The 21,252-nt window shown below is 38.2% G+C and carries 22 protein-coding genes; 10 read left to right on the top strand and 12 right to left on the bottom strand.

Annotation, left to right across the window (positions count from 1 at the left end; all coding sequences use genetic code 11):
* Window positions 1–153 precede the first annotated feature (153 nt).
* A complete protein-coding gene (locus C1726_RS12845) occupies window positions 154–1,509 on the bottom strand; it encodes a YjiH family protein (RefSeq protein WP_102275798.1) in 1,356 nt (451 codons plus the stop codon).
* A gap of 187 nt (window positions 1,510–1,696) precedes the next feature.
* Here C1726_RS12845 and C1726_RS12850 point away from each other — a divergent pair, with 187 nt between their 5' ends.
* Genes C1726_RS12850 through C1726_RS12860 form a run of 3 tightly spaced genes read left to right on the top strand, consistent with a single transcriptional unit; the run spans window position 1,697 to window position 4,324 of the window.
* Window positions 1,697–2,500, top strand: coding sequence for an ABC transporter permease (locus tag C1726_RS12850; RefSeq protein ID WP_102273523.1), 804 nt, complete (start codon window positions 1,697–1,699; stop codon window positions 2,498–2,500).
* Window positions 2,501–2,503: 3 nt separating this feature from the next.
* A complete protein-coding gene (locus tag C1726_RS12855) occupies window positions 2,504–3,310 on the top strand; it encodes an ABC transporter permease (protein WP_102273524.1) in 807 nt (268 codons plus the stop codon).
* 18 nt (window positions 3,311–3,328) lie between these two features.
* Entirely contained in the window at window positions 3,329–4,324 is a 996-nt protein-coding gene (locus C1726_RS12860) for an ABC transporter ATP-binding protein (protein ID WP_102273525.1), read from the top strand.
* A 67-nt stretch (window positions 4,325–4,391) separates the two neighbouring features.
* Here C1726_RS12860 and C1726_RS12865 read toward each other — a convergent pair whose 3' ends face one another.
* Together C1726_RS12865 and C1726_RS12870 are read right to left on the bottom strand one after the other, a co-directional pair.
* On the bottom strand, window positions 4,392–6,155 hold the full coding sequence (locus C1726_RS12865; protein WP_102273526.1) for an ABC transporter ATP-binding protein: 1,764 nt from the start codon (window positions 6,153–6,155) through the stop codon (window positions 4,392–4,394).
* Window positions 6,136–6,909 carry a MerR family transcriptional regulator gene (locus tag C1726_RS12870; RefSeq protein ID WP_102273527.1) on the bottom strand — a complete coding sequence of 258 codons (774 nt, stop codon included), beginning with the start codon at window positions 6,907–6,909 and terminating at the stop codon, window positions 6,136–6,138. The genes C1726_RS12865 and C1726_RS12870 overlap by 20 nt, the downstream gene beginning before the upstream one ends.
* Before the next feature lie 125 nt (window positions 6,910–7,034).
* Here C1726_RS12870 and C1726_RS12875 point away from each other — a divergent pair, with 125 nt between their 5' ends.
* The 6 genes from C1726_RS12875 to C1726_RS12900 all read left to right on the top strand — a co-directional run bounded on the left by C1726_RS12875 (window position 7,035) and on the right by C1726_RS12900 (window position 11,977).
* The gene (locus C1726_RS12875; protein ID WP_235822772.1) at window positions 7,035–7,235 is read left to right on the top strand and encodes a hypothetical protein; all 201 of its coding nucleotides are present in this window, start codon (window positions 7,035–7,037) and stop codon (window positions 7,233–7,235) included.
* 112 nt (window positions 7,236–7,347) lie between these two features.
* Entirely contained in the window at window positions 7,348–8,004 is a 657-nt protein-coding gene (locus C1726_RS12880) for a DNA alkylation repair protein (RefSeq protein ID WP_102273529.1), read from the top strand.
* 198 nt (window positions 8,005–8,202) lie between these two features.
* Complete coding sequence (locus tag C1726_RS12885) at window positions 8,203–9,072, top strand: Cof-type HAD-IIB family hydrolase (RefSeq protein WP_102273530.1); 870 nt, start codon at window positions 8,203–8,205, stop codon at window positions 9,070–9,072.
* On the top strand, window positions 9,069–10,145 hold the full coding sequence (locus tag C1726_RS12890; protein ID WP_102273531.1) for a PQQ-dependent sugar dehydrogenase: 1,077 nt from the start codon (window positions 9,069–9,071) through the stop codon (window positions 10,143–10,145). Before C1726_RS12885 ends, C1726_RS12890 begins: the two co-directional genes overlap by 4 nt.
* A 231-nt stretch (window positions 10,146–10,376) precedes the next feature.
* On the top strand, window positions 10,377–11,450 hold the full coding sequence (locus tag C1726_RS12895) for a serine hydrolase domain-containing protein (RefSeq protein ID WP_235822773.1): 1,074 nt from the start codon (window positions 10,377–10,379) through the stop codon (window positions 11,448–11,450).
* A gap of 278 nt (window positions 11,451–11,728) precedes the next feature.
* Window positions 11,729–11,977, top strand: a complete 249-nt coding sequence (locus C1726_RS12900; protein WP_102273533.1) for a DUF3923 family protein — start codon at window positions 11,729–11,731, stop codon at window positions 11,975–11,977.
* Window positions 11,978–12,315: 338 nt separating this feature from the next.
* Here the strand turns inward: C1726_RS12900 and C1726_RS12905 are convergent, their stop codons facing one another.
* On the bottom strand, window positions 12,316–13,353 hold the full coding sequence (locus C1726_RS12905; RefSeq protein WP_180968183.1) for a hypothetical protein: 1,038 nt from the start codon (window positions 13,351–13,353) through the stop codon (window positions 12,316–12,318).
* Complete coding sequence (locus C1726_RS12910; protein ID WP_102273534.1) at window positions 13,343–13,918, bottom strand: sigma-70 family RNA polymerase sigma factor; 576 nt, start codon at window positions 13,916–13,918, stop codon at window positions 13,343–13,345. The genes C1726_RS12905 and C1726_RS12910 overlap by 11 nt, the downstream gene beginning before the upstream one ends.
* A gap of 547 nt (window positions 13,919–14,465) precedes the next feature.
* Between C1726_RS12910 and C1726_RS12915 the strand changes: the two genes are divergently transcribed.
* Window positions 14,466–15,773, top strand: a complete 1,308-nt coding sequence (locus tag C1726_RS12915; protein WP_102273535.1) for a DUF5667 domain-containing protein — start codon at window positions 14,466–14,468, stop codon at window positions 15,771–15,773.
* 168 nt (window positions 15,774–15,941) lie between these two features.
* Here the strand turns inward: C1726_RS12915 and C1726_RS12920 are convergent, their stop codons facing one another.
* The 7 genes from C1726_RS12920 to C1726_RS12950 form a co-directional block, all read right to left on the bottom strand.
* Window positions 15,942–16,580 (bottom strand): MarC family protein, encoded by a 639-nt coding sequence (locus tag C1726_RS12920; protein ID WP_102273536.1) that lies wholly within the window; start codon window positions 16,578–16,580, stop codon window positions 15,942–15,944.
* Between the two features lie 184 nt (window positions 16,581–16,764).
* Window positions 16,765–17,463 carry a hypothetical protein gene (locus tag C1726_RS12925; protein WP_142385086.1) on the bottom strand — a complete coding sequence of 233 codons (699 nt, stop codon included), beginning with the start codon at window positions 17,461–17,463 and terminating at the stop codon, window positions 16,765–16,767.
* Between the two features lie 4 nt (window positions 17,464–17,467).
* Entirely contained in the window at window positions 17,468–17,830 is a 363-nt protein-coding gene (locus C1726_RS12930; RefSeq protein ID WP_102273538.1) for a FixH family protein, read from the bottom strand.
* A complete protein-coding gene (locus C1726_RS12935) occupies window positions 17,827–18,498 on the bottom strand; it encodes an ABC transporter ATP-binding protein (RefSeq protein ID WP_102273539.1) in 672 nt (223 codons plus the stop codon). Before C1726_RS12935 ends, C1726_RS12930 begins: the two co-directional genes overlap by 4 nt.
* Window positions 18,495–19,292 carry an ABC transporter permease subunit gene (locus C1726_RS12940; protein WP_102273540.1) on the bottom strand — a complete coding sequence of 266 codons (798 nt, stop codon included), beginning with the start codon at window positions 19,290–19,292 and terminating at the stop codon, window positions 18,495–18,497. The genes C1726_RS12935 and C1726_RS12940 overlap by 4 nt, the downstream gene beginning before the upstream one ends.
* A 2-nt stretch (window positions 19,293–19,294) precedes the next feature.
* A complete protein-coding gene (gene nosD, locus C1726_RS12945) occupies window positions 19,295–20,614 on the bottom strand; it encodes a nitrous oxide reductase family maturation protein NosD (protein WP_102273541.1) in 1,320 nt (439 codons plus the stop codon).
* Window positions 20,611–21,174 (bottom strand): hypothetical protein, encoded by a 564-nt coding sequence (locus tag C1726_RS12950; RefSeq protein WP_102273542.1) that lies wholly within the window; start codon window positions 21,172–21,174, stop codon window positions 20,611–20,613. The genes nosD and C1726_RS12950 overlap by 4 nt, the downstream gene beginning before the upstream one ends.
* Between the last annotated feature and the right edge of the window lie 78 nt (window positions 21,175–21,252).

Here is a 21,252-nt window from a genome sequence, read left to right on the forward strand (position 1 = left end):
CGGATAACTTTGTGACATGTTGTCTGCATCCAGCTCCAGCGCCTACCCCCTCGAGGTCACAAGCCAAACCTTCCAGAAAGGTAAAGGACACCTTTCCGTGAGGCACGACTTGTGCTATGCCTGAGGCTGATCAAGGCGCTTGCGCATTTGTTCTTAAAAGATAAGATGTGCAGCCAATACAATGACTGGCAATGTAATAATTGTTCTTTCCAAAAAGATAATAAACAGATCCTTTAATGAAACGGGTATTTTTGAACCGAGTAAAAGTCCGCCAACCTCTGACATATAAATAAGCTGTGTAACAGATACAGCCGCAACAATAAAGCGGGTCATTTCACTCTCAATGGATGCACCAATGACTGATGGGAGAAACATATCAGCAAATCCGACAATCAATGTCTCAGACGCAGCCTTTGCTTCTGGAACCTGCATAATTTCAAGCAGCGGAATAAACGGGATGCCAAGAAATTTAAATATCGGTGTATACTCTGCTAGAATCAGGGCAATCGTACCGAGTGCCATAACAATGGGGGCTACACCCATCCACATATCCAGAATGTTTTTTGATCCTTGCTCAAAGAATCTTTTAATGCTTTGGTTCCCTTTTGCTTTATCAACAGCTTGGACAACCCCCCAGCTAAATGCTGTGTACCCTTTTGGAATGGATTCGTCCAATTCTGATTTTTGGTCTCCGATGTACGTATCTGGCTTTCTTGATAGGGGTGGAATTCTTGGACAAATAATGGCAGCCACTAATCCTGCTAAAGTCACAGTCAAGTAAAAAGGACCAAATAAATGACCTAAATTAACTTGAGAAATTACCACAAGGGCAAATGTAATTGAAACGACTGAGAACGTCGTACCAATAATCGCCGCTTCCCTCTTCGTGTAATATCCTTCTTCATATTGCTTGCTCGTAAGCAAGACACCAATTGTTCCATCACCTAGCCATGAAGCAATACAATCGATAGATGATCTTCCTGGAAGCTTAAAAATTGGGCGCATCACCTTTGTCAGCATGGAACCGAAAAATTCTAGAAGACCGAAGTCTAATAATAAAGGAAGAAACAAGCCGGCAAATAAAAATACAGAGAAAAGGACAGGAAGCAAATCATTTAGCAGTAAGCCACCCGTGTTTTCTGACCAAATAAACTCAGGGCCAATTTTAAAAAATGCGGCAATCACAAAAAGAGTCCCGAGTATTCTTGCTCCAAACCAGACAGTTGGTACATTAAATAAAATATTGAAAAAAGGACGATTAATGATAAATGCCGGTTTGAAGAGTTTTGCGATAACTGTACCTAACAGCGTCAAAATAATGATGACAGTCATAATTGCTGGCAGATAGTCAGCAAGTACATCTTGAATCCACCCTGAAAGAATTGCAATCGGAATGGTAATCTCATCGTTATATTTTAACGGAACAATAAATAAGCTAATCCCGATAAGGGAAGGAATAAGAAATTTTAATACATCTAAAGGAGTGACTTTCTTTCTAGTTGTGTCAATCAAAACGATCACCTTTGTTAGTTATATTTATAAGACAAAACTCATTTTAATTCATATTCATAGAAATGCCAACCTTTTTTATTTAGCTTCCACAGTTTCCCTCCTTTTATTTATAAAAAATGTCTATTGTGTTAATCAGACTGAATTGTGTTAAAATATTTAAAAATCAGATAGAGGAGATGGGGAGGTGTCCAGATTTCATGTTTACTGGATCTTTACGAAAAAGGCTTTTCTTCGTTCAGCCGTGTACCGGTTTGATGTTTGGTCAAGGTTAGGCTCTAATCTTATTTTCCTTCTCATGTGGGGTTCGATTTGGACTGCCCTTTATGCGGGAAGGGAAGAAGCAGGCGGCATTAGCTTTCAAGCTATGCTGACTTATATTGTTGTCAGCCAATTTTTGACTGGAGTGAATGGGGCAGGTACACCTCTATGGGAAATACAAGAGAAGGTTAGAACAGGAGACATTGCTCTTGAATTAATGAGACCTTTCAATATTCCACTAAGATATTTATTTGCTGATTTTGGCAGTGTCGCCTTTTATATCGTTACAGCTCTCTTGCCTATTTATGCGATTTTATTTATTTTTATGGATTTTACGCTCCCTGGGAATATATTTACTTGGGCTGGCTTTATTGCCGCTTCGTTTATCGGCTTTTTAATCCGGTATTGCATCGAAATGTCCTTCGGTCTGCTCTCCTTCTTTTTAGTGGAAACTGGAGGGATTGAGGATATTTTTTACTTTGCGATGTCCCTGCTCTCAGGCTCAGTCATTCCTCTATGGTTTTTCCCTGAGTGGCTGGCAAAAATCGCGGCCTATCTGCCTTTTCAAGGAATCTATTACATACCAAATGCTATTTTTATTGGGGAAATTACTGGAGGAGAAATCTTGCTCTCTCTTGGCTTGCAGATTTTCTGGGTGTTTATTTGCTATTTCCTATTAAGACTTGTTTGGAATAGAGCCTCACATAAAGTTGTTGTACAGGGAGGTTAACGAATGGCTGCCTTAAAATATGTAAATCTCTACTTTAAGTTAGTTTCGGCAGGAATACGTGCCCAGTTACAGTACAGGTTTGCTTTTATCATGAGGATAATCGGTTTGATTACAGCTTATACGGGCACGGCAGTGACAATGTGGGTGATGCTCTATCAGTTTCAAGTGCTAGGTTCATGGAACTTTTTTGAAATGCTTTTCCTATACGCGATTGCTATCCTCTCTTGGGGTTTTTGTGTCATCCTATTTTTACACTTTCGCAGTCTGGATACATATATTTTAAACGGTACATTCGACCGCTTTTTAGTCAGGCCGATTAATCCCTTTTTTCATTTCATGGCGATGAAGTTTGATATGGCCTCATTCGGACAGTTTATTTTTAGTCTGCTAATTTTTATTTGGGTTAGTCTTGAATTGCAAATTGAGTGGTCCAGCGGAAAAGTGCTGTTTTTGCTCGCTTCCATTATCGGGGGCATACTCATCCAAGGGGGGATGCTCGTATTGATTTCGGCGATTTCCTTTTGGACAACGAAATCTCAGCAATTCTACTGGGTTGTCATGTATCCGGCAAGAAATCTAACGAACTATCCGCTAGTTATTTATCCGAAAATTGTGCAATGGATTGCCGCGTTTGTTGTCCCATTTGGATTTGTAAACTATTTTCCTGCTGCAGTTATTTTAGAAAAAGGAACGCCATTTTTCCCTGCAAGTATCGGCTATTTTTCTCCACTAGTAGGCATTGTATTCTTTATTATTGCCTATTGTGTTTGGATGCTAGGATTAAGCCGGTATAAGAGCACAGGCTCATAAGGGTAGGAGGAAGTAAGGATGCCGATTATTAAAGTAGAGAACGTAAGAAAGGACTTCATGATTGCAAAAAGAGAAACAGGGATGATGGGGGCTTTAAAAAGTCTAATTAAGCGCGAATATATAAAAAAAGAGGCTGTTAAAGATATTAGCTTTTCTATTAATGAAGGTGAGATTGTCGGCTATATCGGTCCAAATGGGGCCGGAAAGTCAACAACTATTAAAATGCTCACTGGAATTCTCGTCCCAAGCTCGGGAAATGTTCTAGTTAATGGGCTTGTTCCATATGAAAATAGGCAGGAAAATGCGAAAAGCATTGGCGTTGTTTTCGGACAGCGATCACAGCTATGGTGGGATTTGCCAACGATTGAATCTTTTGATCTATTGAAAGAAATCTATCAAGTTTCCAATCAGCGTTATAAGAAAAATATGAACACATTTACAGAAATTCTTGGATTGGATGAATTTTTGAATACACCTGTAAGACAATTATCTCTTGGACAAAGGATGAGGGCTGATATCGCTGCCTCATTGCTGCATGATCCACCTATTTTGTTTCTTGATGAACCGACGATTGGTCTTGATGTGGTTGCAAAAGAGAAAATGCGGACGTTCATTAAAGAGATTAATCAAGAGCGGAAAATTACGGTGATCTTAACGACCCATGATATGGAGGACATTGAAAAGCTTTGTGAACGGATGATTCTAATTGACCACGGCATGAAGGTGTATGACGGGGAAATATCGATGATTAAGGAGAGGTTCGGCAAAATCCGTACACTTATTGTTGATCTAGAGGAGCCTTCCCGTAGCTTACAGCTAATGGGTGGGGAGGTATGTAAAGCGGAAGGAAACCGCTATTGGATTAAATTTAATCGTGATGAAGTATCTGCTTCCGAATTAATTGCCCAAATTACAAAGACTCATAGTGTAAAAGATTTAACGGTGGAAGAGCCTGCGATTGAATCCATTATTAGCCGTATCTATCAGGATGGATATCAGCCGTTAAAGGCTTAAGGGAAAGATGAGCTTTTCCTTAAGCCTTTTGTAAAAAGCTGTGAGTTTGATTTCCATCGATGTGCTCTTATACTTCCAAAATCTCCCCTTTAAGCTGCTGCTCTGCCAGCTTCCTATACAATGCATGTGTTTCAAGCAATTCATGATGTGAACCTGTACCTGTAATACATCCGTCCTCAATTACTGCAATTTGGTCTGCGTCAACAATTGTCGATAAACGATGGGCGATGACAAGTGTAGTCCTTCCATCCATTAACTTCTGCAGGGCCTGTTGGACGAGATGTTCTGAGGCGCTATCAAGATTGGAGGTAGCCTCATCTAGAAGGAGGATTTTTGGGTTTCGAATTAAAGCCCTCGCGATGGCAATTCTTTGCCTCTGACCTCCAGAAAGCTTCATTCCTCTCTCCCCAACTTCTGTTTCAAATCCTTTCGGCAGCCGTTCGATAAATTCTGCTGCGTTGGCAAGCTCGGCTGCATGCTGGATTTCTTCATCCGATACTTGATGTTCGATTCCATAACAGATATTTTCTTTTATCGTTCCTGACATGAGAGGACTTTCCTGCGAAACATAACCAATCTGGCTTCTCCAAGAGTAGAGATTAAAGGCAGTAATGTTTGTATCGCCAAGGAGGATTTCCCCAGATTCTGGCTTGTAAAATCGCTCAAGCAGTGCAAATAAAGTGGTTTTTCCGCTCCCGCTCGGTCCGACAAAAGCTGTTGTTTTTCCAGATGGAATAGTTAAGCTCATATTTTTAATAATAGGATTTTCCTTATAGGCAAATGAAAGATTATGAAAGGTAAGGTCCTGCGCTGAATTTTCAACAGTGCGAGTTTGTAATGATGCTTCTTTCTCAACGCCAAGAATCTCTTGGATTCGTTCTGTTGCCCCAACGGCCTTTTGAAAAGCGGTAAAAAAGGAGGCCATTTGTGTGAAGGGAACAACGATTTGAAACATATAGATAATAATTGCAACAAGGGAGCCTGCTGAGAGGGCGCCAGATGCTACTTGAACGCCGCCATAACCGATTAAAATGACGAGAACTAGCATCATAATAAACGTCATAAATGGTGAAATGACTGCTTGAATTCTTGCCTCTCTGAGACCATACTGAAAAAGATGCTGGATGCCTTGATTCCCTTTCACTTTTTCCGTATTCTCAGCATGGTAAGCCTTCACCAGGCGAATATCCGCCAAAACACGCCCAAGGTTTCCTGAGAAGTCGGCCATTTCATCTTGAGTAGACTTGGAGATTTTATACATTTTTTGTCCAAGCGGCATGATGATAATGACTGAAATAGGTACGGAGATAATCATGATAAGCGTCATTTTCCAATCAATTAAAAGGAGAATGATGATGGAACCGATAATAGATATAAGCCCAGTTAAAAAAGTGATTAAATGCTGCGTGATTAAATTTTTAACAATGTTGGTGTCCTGTGTCACCCTGCTCATCGTTTCACCAGATTGATGCTGGTCGAAAAACGGAATAGGAAGAGATAACACTTGCTCCCATAGCCGTTTTCTTATGGATGAAACAATCGCTTCCCCGATATAAGTCATAAAGTAGAAGGAAAACCCGGAAGAAACGGTTTGGATAATAAAAGCAGCTGCCAGCAGAATAATTAATGAGGCTTCAAGAGCAGATGCTGCCAGCTGATCAACAAGTGACTTTGTAAAAAGCGGGACAATTAAACCTGCTCCGGTCTCGATTAAGCTTAATAAAATAGCGAGAATAAAAATCCACTTTGGCGGGTTTGCATCTTTTAATAATTGCCAGAACGCCTTCCAATTGGTAGAGGTTATCTCTTTATTAGCTGGTTTTGTCTCCATCAAATAGCACACCTTTCCTTTTTAAATAAACTTCCATTGCTTTCCCAACCCATTCTTCTTCTTCAAAAGTAAATGGAGAGGGGAATAATTTAGGGTCATCTTCAATTTCGACCTGGCTATTAATTAAATCCTGAATCAGCTCTAACGATCCTCCTAATACATCTTCCGTAATGTCCATATATTGCTGAATCAACTCTTGTACATCGTCACTTTCGGGATTTTTTCCAACCGCTTCTTTCATTTTAGTGAAAAGAATAGCTGTCCTTGTATTTAGCTCCTGTTGTTTTTCCTCTGATATTTCGTACAATCCTTCAACCGTACTTTCAGGAATCAGTCCCTTCAGCCATTCTTTATGCTCATCTTCCATCTGAATATTATTAATTAATGATATAAAAATGGAGGAGTTAACCGTCCCTTGGTCTTCCATTATATGAAGTGCCTGGTCTAATGCACGGATGACACGTTCAATATGCTTCTTTTTCTGTTGCATTTCCTGTTTTTGAAATGCAAGTGAGTCCTTTAAATCCCAATCTTTTAAATGAAGGAACTCATTTATTTTTTCTAAGGAATAGCCTAAAAATTTCAGTGCTACAATTTTTTGCAATTGAATGATGTCATTATTCGAATAATATCTTCTCCCGGAAGGAGAGACTAAAGTTGGCTTAAGCAAATGAATTTCATCATAATAACGAAGAGCTCGGATGGTTGTTCCAGTTTTTTTTGCAAACTCACCAATGGAATATTTTTCAGCCATGATTATGCCTCCAATCCTCTTTATACTTTTATCATAAAACCTAACGTAACGGGAGAAGCAAGCAGAAATTTACATTTTGTTCATCATTATTTTCAGAAAAGTGTTATAATAAGGGAGAGGGAGTGATGATAATGTGGTTTTTAGTCATTCTATGTGTTTCTTTGCTTGGTATCGGTTTTCTTGTAGACTGGTGGAATAAAAAGCACGGAATAAAGAATTTTGATCCTGAAGAAAATGCGAAGCATATTTCAGAATCGGAGAGAGCCTATATCGAATCCCATATGTATAATAATATAAAAAATGACCATGTTAATGGACCGTTTTAATTGATAGGGCGTGACTGCTAAGAGCGGTGATGCCTTTTTCTTATTATGAGTGAATGATTTATATCATTTGTAGCTACAATGAATGAATATGAGGAAAAAGGGGCAAGTAGCGATGCTGCACGTATTAGTTTATATATTTGAGCAAAATAGGGATGAGGAAAAGGCGATTCCCATGCAAAATTATATGAAAAATCATTTTCCGTTTCTCGGGATAAAAACACCAGAAAGAAGATGGTTAGTGAAACAATTTTTTAAAGAAAGCGGGATCTTAAAGGAAGATTTTCAGGAAGGTTTTGTCCGGTCCCTATGGCAAATGAAAGAAAGAGAGTATCAGTATGCTGCACTCGATTATATCGTTCATTCAATAAAGAAGCTGGAGAAACACCATCTCCCTTTATTGGAAGAACTAATTACCACTAAATCTTGGTGGGATACGGTGGATGTCCTTGCACCCAAACCTGTTGGAGCCATTGCTTCCGAGCATCCGGATGTCATTGCTGAAAGGATAGAAGATTGGGCCTATGGTGATCATTTATGGCTGCGCCGCTCGTCTATCCTCTTTCAGCTTAAATATAAAGCTCATACAGATGAAGAGCTATTATACCGCTATATCGTTCAAAATAAGGAGAGCAAGGAGTTCTTTATCCAAAAAGCGATTGGCTGGGCACTTCGCGAATACTCAAAAACAAATCCCGCATCAGTAAGAACATTTATAGAATCAACAGCCCTGCCAAATTTAAGTGTCAGGGAAGGAAGTAAATATATTTAGATTTTGATTCTTTTCTAAAAGTTTGTTGTTTTTGAATAGACTATGTGAATGAAGGATGTTGACCAAAAAGGCTGGTGATTGGAGCGAGCATCCCGGAGCGGAAATCCACCTCTACCACCACTAAGTAGTTAATCAGTAGTGTTTGCAAAATAGCCTCATGTTTTAAGTGAAATATATTAAAAAGAAAAAGGTGAAAACATGATTAAATGCATTGCGATTGACATGGATGGAACACTTTTAACAGCTGCTCAGCAGATTACACCTGAAAACCTTGAAGCCATTCGTAGGGCTCAATCCAAAGGAGTAGAGGTGGTTATTGCAACAGGAAGATCGTATACAGAAGCTAGCTTTGTCTTAGATGAAGCCGGCTTAACTTGTCCGATGATATGTGCAAATGGAGCGGAGGTACGATCTGTACATAAAGACATTATTGCGACCAATTCATTAAATAAACCCACAGCTAGAAAGATTGCTGATATTCTTGACAGGAATAAACTTTATTATGAGGTATATACAAATAACGGAACATATACATTGGACGAGGATAAGGCTGTTTCGATTATGGTTGACATCTATATGAGTGCAAACCCAGAGGCGGATATGAATGAAGTAGTGAAAGTGGCGGAGAAGAGAATTACTAAAGGGCTTGTACATAAAGTGGAGAGCTATGATCTGCTTTTTAATAATGATGAACATCAAATCTATAAATTATTAGCCTTTTCTTTTGAACAAGACATTTTATCTAGTGCAAAGAAGGAGTTATTAAAGACAGAAGGCTTAGCGGTCTCTTCATCTGGAGAGGAAAATCTAGAGCTGACAAGCATAAACGCCCAAAAAGGAATTGCACTTAAAAAGTTTGCGCAAGCAAATGGGATTGAAATGAAAGACACGATGGCGATTGGGGATAATTACAATGATCTTTCCATGTTCAAGCTGGCTGGCTTATCCGTTGCAATGGGGAATGCAGATGAGAACATTAAGACACAGTGTGATAAAGTTACACTTACAAATGAGGAAAGCGGAGTTGCTAAAGCAATCTGGGATGTTTTAGAAGGAGAAAAGGAATGAAGCGTGTATTATCTGGCTTGATCATTTTATGTGCTATGGTTGGAGCGGGCTGTTCAAAAACAGAAGAGAGGGGATTGGAAGAGGATCGAGAAGCCAGCCTTCCTTATAAGGAACCGGAAGTGATTGCAGATGAGCTGCAAATTCCTTGGTCGATTGATCAAAGTGAAGGCATCTTCTATCTGTCCGAAAGACCGGGGCATATTGTGAGAATAGAAGATGGCAGAACGGAACGTCAGAAGGCAGTTCTTGAGAAGCCATTGGCAACCGCTGCAGAGGCAGGACTGTTAGGTTTTGTATTGTCACCTGATTTTTCCAAAACAAAAGAAGCATTTGCCTATTATACATATACGGACGGCTCAAGTCAGTATAACCGAATCATCCTTTTAAAGCTAGACAATGGAACTTGGAAGGAAACAAAGCTTCTAATGGACCGAATACCAAGCGGTCAGTTTCATCACGGGGGAAGACTTGAGATAGGACCAGATAACAAACTTTATGCCACAACTGGTGATGCATCCTATGAACCAGAGATTGCACAGGACATCCAATCTCTAGGCGGGAAAATTTTGAGAATGAATCTTGATGGGACGATTCCTGACGATAATCCTATAAAAGAGTCATACGTGTATAGCTATGGACATCGAAACCCACAAGGACTGACATGGGCACTAGACGGGACGCTATACGAAAGTGAGCATGGGCCCTCAGCAAATGATGAAGTGAATCTCATTCAGCAAGGTCATAATTACGGCTGGCCGATAATTGTAGGAAAAGAGGGCAAAGAGGGGATGGAGACCCCTTTGTTTACTTCAGGTGACAGCTCCACATGGGCACCTTCTGGCATGGCATTTTATGAAGGGAAGCTATACGTTGCTGCTCTGAGGGGCAATGTCGTGTTAGAATTTGATTTAAAATCGAAGAAGATGCGAGAAGTAATTACCGGTCTCGGCCGAATTCGAGATGTGTATATAAAGGACGAATTCCTTTATTTTGTCAGCAATAATACGGATGGACGCGGCACTCCTCTGGAGAAGGATGACAAGCTTTATCAAATCCCGCTAGCTGAACTTTAAGAAAAGGCATGTTCTTTTCCAAGCAGATGTAGAAAATAAAGGCTGATTAAAAATCCTGTGTGGATATACAGGATTTTTTCTTGTTCCATAATCGGGACGGATTGTTGAAGATTGAAGATCTGAGCAATAGTACTGAAAAAATAAATTGCAGAATAATCATAATTATATTGAAGACAATGAGTTTTTGAACTTCAGCAACGTGGAAGGTTAATGAATATCAAATAATGGGGGATGTCTGTGCAAACAAAACAAAGTGAAAAAGGTATCCGTTCAATTGAAAAGTCATTCATAAAACAAGTACAAAAAGACAAAAATTTAAAGAGTGCATTTTTACTAATTCATTCAGAAAAGAAAGGCATCCATTTAAATATTGCAGAAGGGGCAATGAATCCAAAACAGCCAGCTTATATGGCAAGCGTAGGAAAAATATTCACGTCAGTATTGATTAGTATTTTATATGAAAATGGTCAATTATCATTCGAAGACGGTATTATCAAATATTTAGATCGAGAATTAGTCAAAGACCTTCATGTTTATAAAGGAAAGGATTATACGAATGACATTTTAATTAAACATCTCCTAAATCAAACGTCTGGTTTGTATGATAATTTCCGCCCATTACTGCAAAAAGTTCTAGATGATCCAGACTTTAATATAACCCCACAAGAAGCAATCATTTGGGCAAAAACACATCAAAAACCTCATTTTCCTCCCGGAAACGGTTTTAAATACACCGATACAAACTATCATCTATTAGGATTAATTATAGAAAAAATAACAAGTATCCCTTTTCATGAAGTGATGAAACAATATATTTTTCAGCCCCTAGGTATGATGAATTCATCTGTACTGCACTATTCTCATCCATTAGACCAAGATACCCAGCATGTAGCAGACTTTTATGTTAATAAAACCAGCATAACAAATCACAAAGGATATGCGGGTCTAGACTATGCTGGCGGTGGTGTAGTATCTACAGGAGAAGATATGCTGAAATTTATGAAAGCGTTAGTATCCTATCAATTAGTGAAAAAGGAAACACTTGAAAAGATGATGAACGATAAAGCGAAGTATGGTGTAGGAATTGAGTATGGTTATGGCATTATGCAATTTAAAACAGTTCCACTGCTCATGCCAAAAATATTTAATGCTTGGGGACATGCAGGTGCTACAGGAGCATATATGTTTTATCACCCAAAGCTAGAAACTTATATAATTGGTACGTTTAATGACTTTTCCTATGAAAGAAAAGGAGTTAGGTTTATGTTAATAAAAGTAATAAACCAATTGAGAAAAATGAAATGAAAGAAATGAACTTCTTACACAAAGAAAGGGTGCAATTCTGCAGCAAGAATTGCACTCTTTCTTTGTGTAAGGCCATATTGTGAAATGACAATGAAGGAAACAGCTGAGTTTTATACATCTCAAGCCCTAGCTTAAAATATAGCTCAGGTCCATTAACAGGATTTCATTCGCACAGTAAGATAGGAATATAAAGGAAGCAGCGGACGAATGTATATAAAATAAAAATTTCAATATTGGTTTACTTTCAATAATTATGAAGAAAGATATGGAGTGAGAATATGAAAAAGCTATGGCTATTTTGGTGGATTGCTAACACTTTTTGGGCTGCCATTTTTGTAGCAGGTACAGCCTTCGTTTGGCTAAGGGAGGTTGATGGCGCAGGTGCTATTCAAACGCTTGAGGCAAAATTAGCTTCATTTATCGTTTTATTAATCGCGTTTATATTCCCGGTAATCATTCAAGTTGTATGGCTAATTGTTAACTTGGTCATTAACAGTAATAATAAAACTAAAATTCAGCAAGTATAAAAGGGAATGATGTATATAAGAAATTTGCAAACGATCAGACGCTTTTTTGAAGAAAGAACAAAGCCCAAGTTCTCAGTTTTATTCTGAGAACTTGGGCTTTGCTTTATTGTAATTTCCTTATTATTGAAAATCCTCATTCCTTGATGCTGCCCCAAGAAGGATCCTCCACTCATTGTTATAATTAGAACATCAAAGGGATATAGGGCAAACTTATCTGGTTATTACCGTTGCCCCATATCTATATTTAAAATGAAAGTTTCGGGATTACCACTATACAGCTTCTCAAGCGATGTTTTGCCAGCCACATTCACATTGACTTGTTAAGTCTACCATGGTGTTTAAGTTTTGTGTTCGATAACTTGTAATACTTTCGGTTCAATCGCTTTTAATAATTGTTCCGTTGGTTGATTATTTTTAGGAATCTCTCCATCTTGCTCAGCTTGAATTTGACTTTCAGCCTGTGTTTTTGCAATCACGTCAATCACTTGTTGTTTAGAGACATTTTTAGATGCTGCAATCTCCACAACAGATTTCCCTTTTGCTAATTCTTGTTTTAATTCTGTCGGGTTCATTTTTAGTAAAGAAAAGAGTTTTTCATCATTTATAAAGGCATCAGCAGTATAATCAGGCTTCCCATTTAATGAGAAGAAACCTTCTACTTGAATGTTTGAAGTTGTTGTCTCACCTCCGATAAGAGAAACACTGATTGTATTGTCCTGAACAAATACCTGGTAGAATGGTGTTTTTGATCCCTTTTTAATGTAATTCAACATAAATGTTTTTTGATCCGGGTTCTCCATTTGCTCCATAGTAAACTCGTACTCTTCGATGTTGCCATACATTTTTTCAATGAGAGTATCTGCCTTCGCCTTGATTTCCTGATCAGTTAAAGTAATGAGTGGCTTCTCTTTAGGCTCCCAATTCTCTTGATTCACGTGTTCAATCTCACCCGTAATACTGTTTGTATGAAGGGTAAGCTTTTTGCTGGTTCCGCCTTTTTCCTGCAGGATGATGCTTGTTTGGACACCTTGAACGTAGCTTGCATCAATAATCTCAAACGATTTTGTTTCAGGAAATGCGCTATACAGCTTTTCAAGTGTTGCTTCGCCGACCTCATCCACCTTGACTTGTTCAGCGGTCATTGGTGTTCTTGTAAGCATTTCAATCAGGGGAGGGGCCGCAAATGCAGCGGTTGGTATCAAAATTGCAGCAGCAGCTATGCCGCCAATTAATCGTTTTTTCATGGTTTTTTCTCTCCTTTTTCGTTGCAAATATTGAGAATATGAATGTTCTACTCGTTTGGAAATGGCCGTAGGGCACTCCATAGTTTCTGCCTGTTTGTGCAGATGTTCACGGATTTTGCGTTCAATAGTCATTGATCTTTTCCATCCTTTCCGGGGGGAGAATCCTTTTATTTTTTCGAAGCGACTGAAGTGCCGCATGATATCTGGACTTGACCGTACCCAGCGGAATATCGAGCAATGTCGCGATTTCCTCAAGAGTATAGTCGTGATAAAAGCGGAGGATAATTACCGCTCGCTGTTTGTCGGTCAGTTTTTGGAGTGCTTGCGATATCAATTGGTTTGTCCCATCTGTCAACACTGCAGGTTGATCCCAATGAGACTCTTCCTGTGAGAAGCCACGGATGCGTTCAAAAATTCGGAATCTCCGCCAGCTCTTGACCCGAAATCTTTGCACTTGACGGATTACCAATCCGTGTAGCCAAAAGTGGAAAGGACGGTTCGTATCGTAGTTAGAAAGTGAGGTCCACATTTGCATATAGATCTCATTCATGACATCTTCTCGATCCTGCGGATGATCCACCATAAAGCAGACTGTCCGGTAGACATCCTGATAGGTTGCATTATATATCGTATGAAATGCCTGTTGATCCCCAGCTTTCATTTTTGTGAGTAATTGGTACATATATTCACTTTGCATTCAGAGGGCCCTCCTGAGTAAGCAGCTTACACACTATATTGTCTCTCTATTAGAAAAAGGTTCGGTTATTTTCTTATTTTTTGCAAACGGTTGAGTGCAAGAGGCAATCGGTCCGGAAAACTCGACCAATCATAGATAAATTAGGTTCGTTTTCAAAACTAAAAAAAGATCTTTTTTGTAAGATTATATCTCTTATGAAGTATGACTTCGCCGCGTATAAGGTGGTTTAAACAAAAAAAGTGGCAATGAATGGCTCCGCCGGAGAACTTTGATTTTTGGAAAACGTGGTGAATTAAGTGAGCGAGGTATACAAGATCAACTATAAAGAGCTAGTGCATATGGAACAATGTGTATTTAGCGAAGCTATGGAAAACTTCTCTATATTTTTGAATTGCTGAATACTTTGTACGCAGGTTTTGTCTTGCTGTAAAATAATTTACATTTCAAATTTCGAGAAATTATATAAATTTTTTTCAGATTTACCGCCACAAACCTGTCTGCTTTTGTCGAAGGGTATATTGAAAATCAGATCAGGAGGGAAACATCTATGAAAATTAAAAAATCACTACTAAGCGGTGCAGCAGCATCAGCACTTCTTCTTTCTACTTTAGGAACTGGCGCTGCATATGCAAATGAGAATGCAGTTAATCCAGTCACAACAGATACAGAAGAAGCAGTTAATGCTGATGTAAACGATGAAGCAGCAGCGATAGAAGAAAATCCAGCTGATGAAGAAGCTACTGCAGAAGAAGTGGCTGTGGATGAGGAAGTTGCAACAGAGGAAGAGTCAACTGAAGAAAATCCTGTTACTGAAGAAGATGGCACAGAAACAACAGAAGAAACGGATCAAAAGCAAGAAGAGGTACCGGATTTGGTTCCTGGAGATTTCTTCTACTTTGTAAAAACGATGATGGAAAAAGTAAGACTTGCTGTCACAGTTGATGATTATAAGGAAGCTCGTCTTTTAGCTGATTTTGCTGCTGAGCGTATTGCGGAAGCAAATGCTTTGCTTGCAGAGGGCAAAACTGATGAGGCAACATCACTTTTAGAAGAGGCAATTGCTACTCAAAAGGAAGCTACTGACAGTCTAGCAGAATCAGAAGAAATTGCTGGTGAAGATACAGAAGTGACGGAGGAAGCTGCGGATGAAACTGAAGTAACTGAAGATCAGGCAGCTGAAGACACGGAAGCACCAGCAGAAACAACGGAAGGCAAAGAAGTTGCGGCAGAAGATGAAAAGACAGAAGATGAAGTAGAAGTCAAACTTGCTCAAAACATTGATGCATTAGCTGCGGCATTGTCACATGTTAAAAACCCGAAAGCTCAATTAGCATTAATGAAAAATATTCAAAAGTCTTTTGCGAAATTAGACAAAAAACTTGCAAAGCTTGAAGCAAAAGCAGAAAAATTCGCAGTTGAAACTACTGTTGATGATAAAGCAGTTGAGGAAGCAGCAGATAATGAAGCTGCGGCAACAGAAGAAACCTCAGTAGAAGAAGCAACAAAGGAAACAGCAGTTGAAGAAGCAGAAACTGAAGAAACAGTAGTAGAAGAAGCAGCAGAGGAAACAGCGGTAGAAGAACCAGTAAAAGATGAACAAGCTGAGACTGAAGTTACAGAAGAAACTAAAGAAACTGCTGTTGTTGCTCCAGGATTAGCTAAGAAAGAAGAAGCAAAGGCTAAGGCTGCAGAAAAACGTACTGAAAGTAAGGCAACAGGTGCTGCTAAAAAGCAAAAAGTTCAAGAAAAGCAAGATGATAAACAACAAGCAAATGAAAAGAAACATAACGGCCAAAATAGAGGCAATGAAAATAAGAAAGACCATGGGAAAGGAAACGAAAAATCCCATTCATAAGAGGTTGGGACAAACCCATATCTAAGAAGATAAAGCCGGTGAAATCTTACGACGAGTAAATTTTCGCCGGCTTTACATACTTTTGAATAAAAATAAGGTTACCACCCTCATTTCATCTGATAGAAGGGTCCTTATATTTAAAAATAGAATTAGTTTTGTCTTTAGATATTATTCTATTTTCAGGATCGTTCGAATAATTGGAGTGAGTCCGTTTACAATAAATTCAACAGCAATAACCATAACGATCAGCCCCATTAATCGCATTAAAATATTGTTTCCGGTTTCTCCTAAAAGATTATAAATACGCGTTGAGTTTACTAAAATGAGATAGGTTACAAAACAGACAATGGAAATGATAATAATTAAGAGTCCTTGAAATACGAAGCTTTCTGCCGTATCCATCATGAGAATTGCGTTCGTAATCGCCCCGGGTCCGCAAATCATAGGGATGGCAAGAGGTGTGATGGATATATCATTTGTGTAGCTATTAACCTCTTTTTCACTGATTTTAGCCCGAACAAGCCTTGCTTGAAGCATATCCTGCCCCATAAGAAAGAAAATGACACCGCCAACGACCTTAAGGCTGTTGATTGTAATCCCAAAAAACTTGAAAATAAGCTGTCCTGTTACTGCAAACAAAACAAGAATAAGAAAAGAAACAATCGTTGCCTTTCTTGCTGTGCGTTTCTTCATCTCTTTATCTAAATCAGATGTCATCGAGAGATAAATAGGCATAACACCAAGAGGATTTATAAGAGTAAAGAATGAAGTAAACCCAAGTAAGGCAAATGCAAAATACTCGTGCATAAAAACCTCCAAATTTTTAATAACATATTGTGCTAGTATATCAATATTTGTAAAAAAGCTAAACACGAAGAGTAAGAGAAAACAAAAAGCCCTATCACTTTGGATAAGGCTAACACTCGTTTTTTATATTTCCACTGCTTGTGTGCGAGTAACTCAACTTTGCCACATTCAATGTCTGATCTATCTAGGGTGATTCAATAGTTAAATTTAATGATTCTATTTGTGACATGTAGAGCTCTTCGTACTTCTTATCAGTTAAATAGGATATTTCTTGTTCTGCCGCATCTGGATTCTCCTTTTTAACATCTTCTTTCAGTATATTATAAATTTCCTCTGTTAAAATTCTTTGTTGAAAGTAAGTATTTAATTGAGTATTATATTCGTCTGATGAGATAGATTCTATTAGCTTCTTAGCTAATTCTGCTTGATCTACCTTTTGTGTAAAGTCATCGATCTTTTTTTGTAAATTTTGTTCGTCTACTTTTAGATCTTTTTCCTCTGCAAGAAGAGACATGGAGTACTGTTCAATCATTTTGGATAGATTGACATTATAATTATCATGATATTTGATTTGTTCATCCCAGTATTTAAGTTTGTCTTCTAATTTCTTACCTGTAAGGCTTTGCTGGTCTTGAAGCCGATTCAATTCAATCTCAACTTTACTCATTAACTCAAAAAATTTAAGGTCAGCATATGTGTGGGCAATTCCATTAATTGTAACAACTTTGTCTTCATTTGTTAGCTTTTCCAAACTCACATCTTCGTTTTCGGTTTCACTTTTTTTCTCTTCGCTCGGATTTGAGGAAGTATTTATCTGGCAGCCAGCTAGAAAGCTGCACACATTTATAATTAGCAAGATAGTGAACAATCTTTTTTTACACATGCTCTCATTCCTCATCAACATCAAATATAATTGCCTCTTCAAAGGATTCTCCATCTTTTTCCACTTCGATATTGGCAATCCATTCCCCTGCCATTGGTAACTCTACACTCGATTCGTATAGACCGCTTCCTTTATCTTGAAATTCTACATGGATTTCACCATGGTCCATCTTCGCCATTTCGAGATAGGCAACGACTTCCAATCCCTCTACTGGTTTTCCATCTTCGGATACTTTGAAAATAATGGGTGATTCACTTTCCCCATTATACGTTGGGGGTGTTTCTATAGAGATTTCATAATTAGAGCCAGAACTGCAGCCTGTTAGAAGGATAAGTAATAGTGTCATTATAGAAAAAAGCTTCCTCATTTTTTTCCAACCTCCTGCAAATGGTTTTTCATAAAGTCATCGACAGTATATTTAATAATTGTTCCTTCATTTAGAAAGGCAACATTTGTACAAGTCTGTTTTATTTCATCCATATGGTGTGAGGACATTAATATGGTTTTTCCTGATAAGGATTTAAGGATATCCAGTACTTCTTTACGGCCAATTGGATCTAGTCCGCTTGTCGGCTCATCTAGGATTAAAATATCAGTATCGTAATAAAGCATCACTCCTAGACCAAGACGCTGCAGCATCCCTTTTGAATAGCCTTTAATTTGATGATGGCGGTCGTCCCATAAAGAAACAAGCTTCAGCTTTTCCTCCATTTTCTCTGCATCAATTTGTTTTGAACAAAGAGAAGCAAAGAATCGCATATTTTCTTCCCCTGTCAGATGCGGATAAAGATGGAATTTTTCAGGTAAATAGGAAACTATTTTTTTCCATTCCCCTCTTTTGTGCGAATATCCGCCTAATTGAATGGTTCCTTTTTTTACTGGAAGCAGACCAAGCATAGAATGGATTAATGTTGATTTGCCAGCACCATTTCGTCCAACTAATGCGCAATGTTCATTTTTTTCAATGATTAAATTTATATTTTTTAATACATCTTTATCTTTATAGGATTGATAAAGCCCGGTTATTTCAATCATGATTTCTCCCCCTTGCGCCTCAGCAGAATGGACATCTCGAAGAAAATGACCATCCATAAGCCAATATCGATTAGAAGAAACTTCCATGGTTCCATCCAAATCATCTTCTCCATTAAACGGGACATATTATTTAAGGAAAACAGTCCTAACGATGTCTCTAAAAAGAGTTGAAGCGTATGGATTGGATCTAAAAAATATAACCAGGAAAACAGCTTTACATTTTCATAGGAAACAGATGAGACATACTGCAAAAATACAAGATCAATAAGAAAAATAAAGAAGAACCAAGTGAAAATCACGGCTCCAATCAGCTGCATTTTTGTATTACAAACACTTCCGAGGAATAATCCAATCTGGTTGAAAATGAGCAATAGAATAATCACAGTTCCTAAAAAAAATAGAAAGCTAGCCAGGTGGAATTGCAGGAACCATTTCATAAAAATGGCTAGAACAAAATACCAAACGACAAAAACAACCACAATAACAAAATGAATGGCTAGACTCTTTTTAAATAATAGCGTCCGATAGGATTCTTTCTTTGTTAAAAGAATCATCGATGTTTTTAACTCTCTTTCCTGAAAAATTGAAAAAGATGACAGAAAGAGACCAAAAATCGGAATGAGATAAACATTCATACCATGAAGGGAAAGGAGAAAGGCATCAAATCCCAATTCATCTGGATAAGAACGAGCCTCTACTAATAAAAATATGGAGGTAAGCATTACCATTGCAAGCCCCAGCCATAAACCTTTTCCACGCGATTGTTCATGCCACTCCTTCCAAATGTAATTCATTGTCAACGGCTCCTTCTAAATTTATAAAATTGATACATACCAATCAAAAGTATTGGAATGGAAAATAGTATTGGCAGCAGCCAACTAGGTGATTGACGTTTTTGTTTTTCTATTAATGGGAATTGATCTTTGACCATTACATCCTGGGTATTCATTACTTCATTAATTTTTTCATAGATACCAATGGATGGGCTTTTCAAAAATAGATAAGCAAGCTCATTTTCGTCAACTAACTTATATAAAGAAGATTTATACTCAATGGGTGAATCACCAATACCGTTTTGATCTAAATCAAAACCTGATCGTTCGTTTCCCCAGTAATTTCCGCGATCGTTATGATACCAATGATTTGTAGCCTCTCCGCCAACAGCTAGTACATGAGCCACGTTTTGTTTAAAGTGGTTACCTGTAAATGTCTGATTAGATGAGGAAGACCACAATTCAATGCCAATATCATTATGGAAAAATTTATTCCCAATGATTTGATTTTGATTCGATTGTTCCAAGTATATTCCACGCTGGTTTAGGTAAAATTCATTATTTTTAATGATATTATCTTCACTTGTTTGAATGATTAGACCAAACGAACGGGACCCTTGATTGAAGGAAAATTGATTGCCTTCCAAAATTATTCCTTGCGAGTGCATAATAGCTGCACCGCCCGTATTTTTAATGAAGCGATTATTTATAAACTTGTTGTTATTTGAGTACATATAATGAAGACCGTAACGGGTCCTGCTTACAAAGGTATCTTTCACTTCTACTCGATCTGCAAATTCGAAAAAGATGCCATCTCTCGATTGAGTGATGAATGAATCTTCAATGGTAATATCGGAAGAACGAATAAGCTGAATTCCATTTCCTTGGCTGCCAAGCTTTCCAGTTCCTTGTCCAGTCACTGAAACATTTTTTACTTTTGCGTGATTTGCTTTATTCAGGAACAATCCATGGTAAACATCGTGAATAACAATGTTAACGAATTGATGATAATCTCCCCTTGCACGAATACCAGAAAACTCTTCATCTGAGCTTCTGCTTAAACTTCCGTGCTCAATCGTCAAATTTTTCAGTGTAACGTTTGAAGCATCAATTGTTACAACATTGCCTTCTCCATCTCCGCGTATGACTGTGTTTCCCTTTCCAATTATTGTTATTGGCTTATTGATTTTAATATTTCCATCATACTTTTCCTCTTCGAGTGTTAATATGCCATTGATCGGAGTATCATCAATCAGTTGCTGCAAGGGAGCAGCGGCAGAGACAGGGGAATAGGCAAATGTCCAGATTCCTATTCCAACAAACAATAAAACGAAATACCTCATTTCTTTCGCTCCAGCCACAATGGAATAAGGGTACAAATAAAAGCAGCCCCAAGTATAAACGCACCTGTTGTGAAATAACTGTTAGTCACAAAATTAGCGATGGTATTTTCCCCGATAATTGGCGGTACAAAAGGGTCTAATTCAATGGGTGCTTTTGGATCAAGCTCAGTGCCAAATTTCTTCAGCCATCTTTTCATATCGTAAATACCAAGGATACCTCCGATAGCGAATAAACCAATCCCGACATAAAGAAGGTTCTTTCTTCGAAGTAATCCTATCAATAAAATAATGACAGCTAGACCAATAACAAGGTATTTCATATATGGGAGTTCAGGGAAACTTTCATTGCTAAATTCCGTCATGCCAATATAGTGATTTAACCCATTAACAATATCGATGTCCCCAGCTAATGTGTAAGGGTAAACGATAATATCGAGACCTTCAGGATATTGTGGTGCATAAAATTTCATTCCCCACCAAGGGAAAAACATGGAGGTAACTAAAAGGGCTGCCGCCATGATTAAACTAAGCATCGAACCAATTGAGAGCTTCTTAGACATGCCTTTCAACTCCTATATTTTTAACTTCCATTTTTTATAGATTCTTAATGGTGTCAAATTTAGGAGGGTATTGTTTGT

Origin of the sequence: Cytobacillus massiliigabonensis (assembly GCF_900199725.1) — a bacterium.
Classification (GTDB): Bacteria; Bacillota; Bacilli; order Bacillales; family Cytobacillaceae; genus Cytobacillus; species Cytobacillus massiliigabonensis.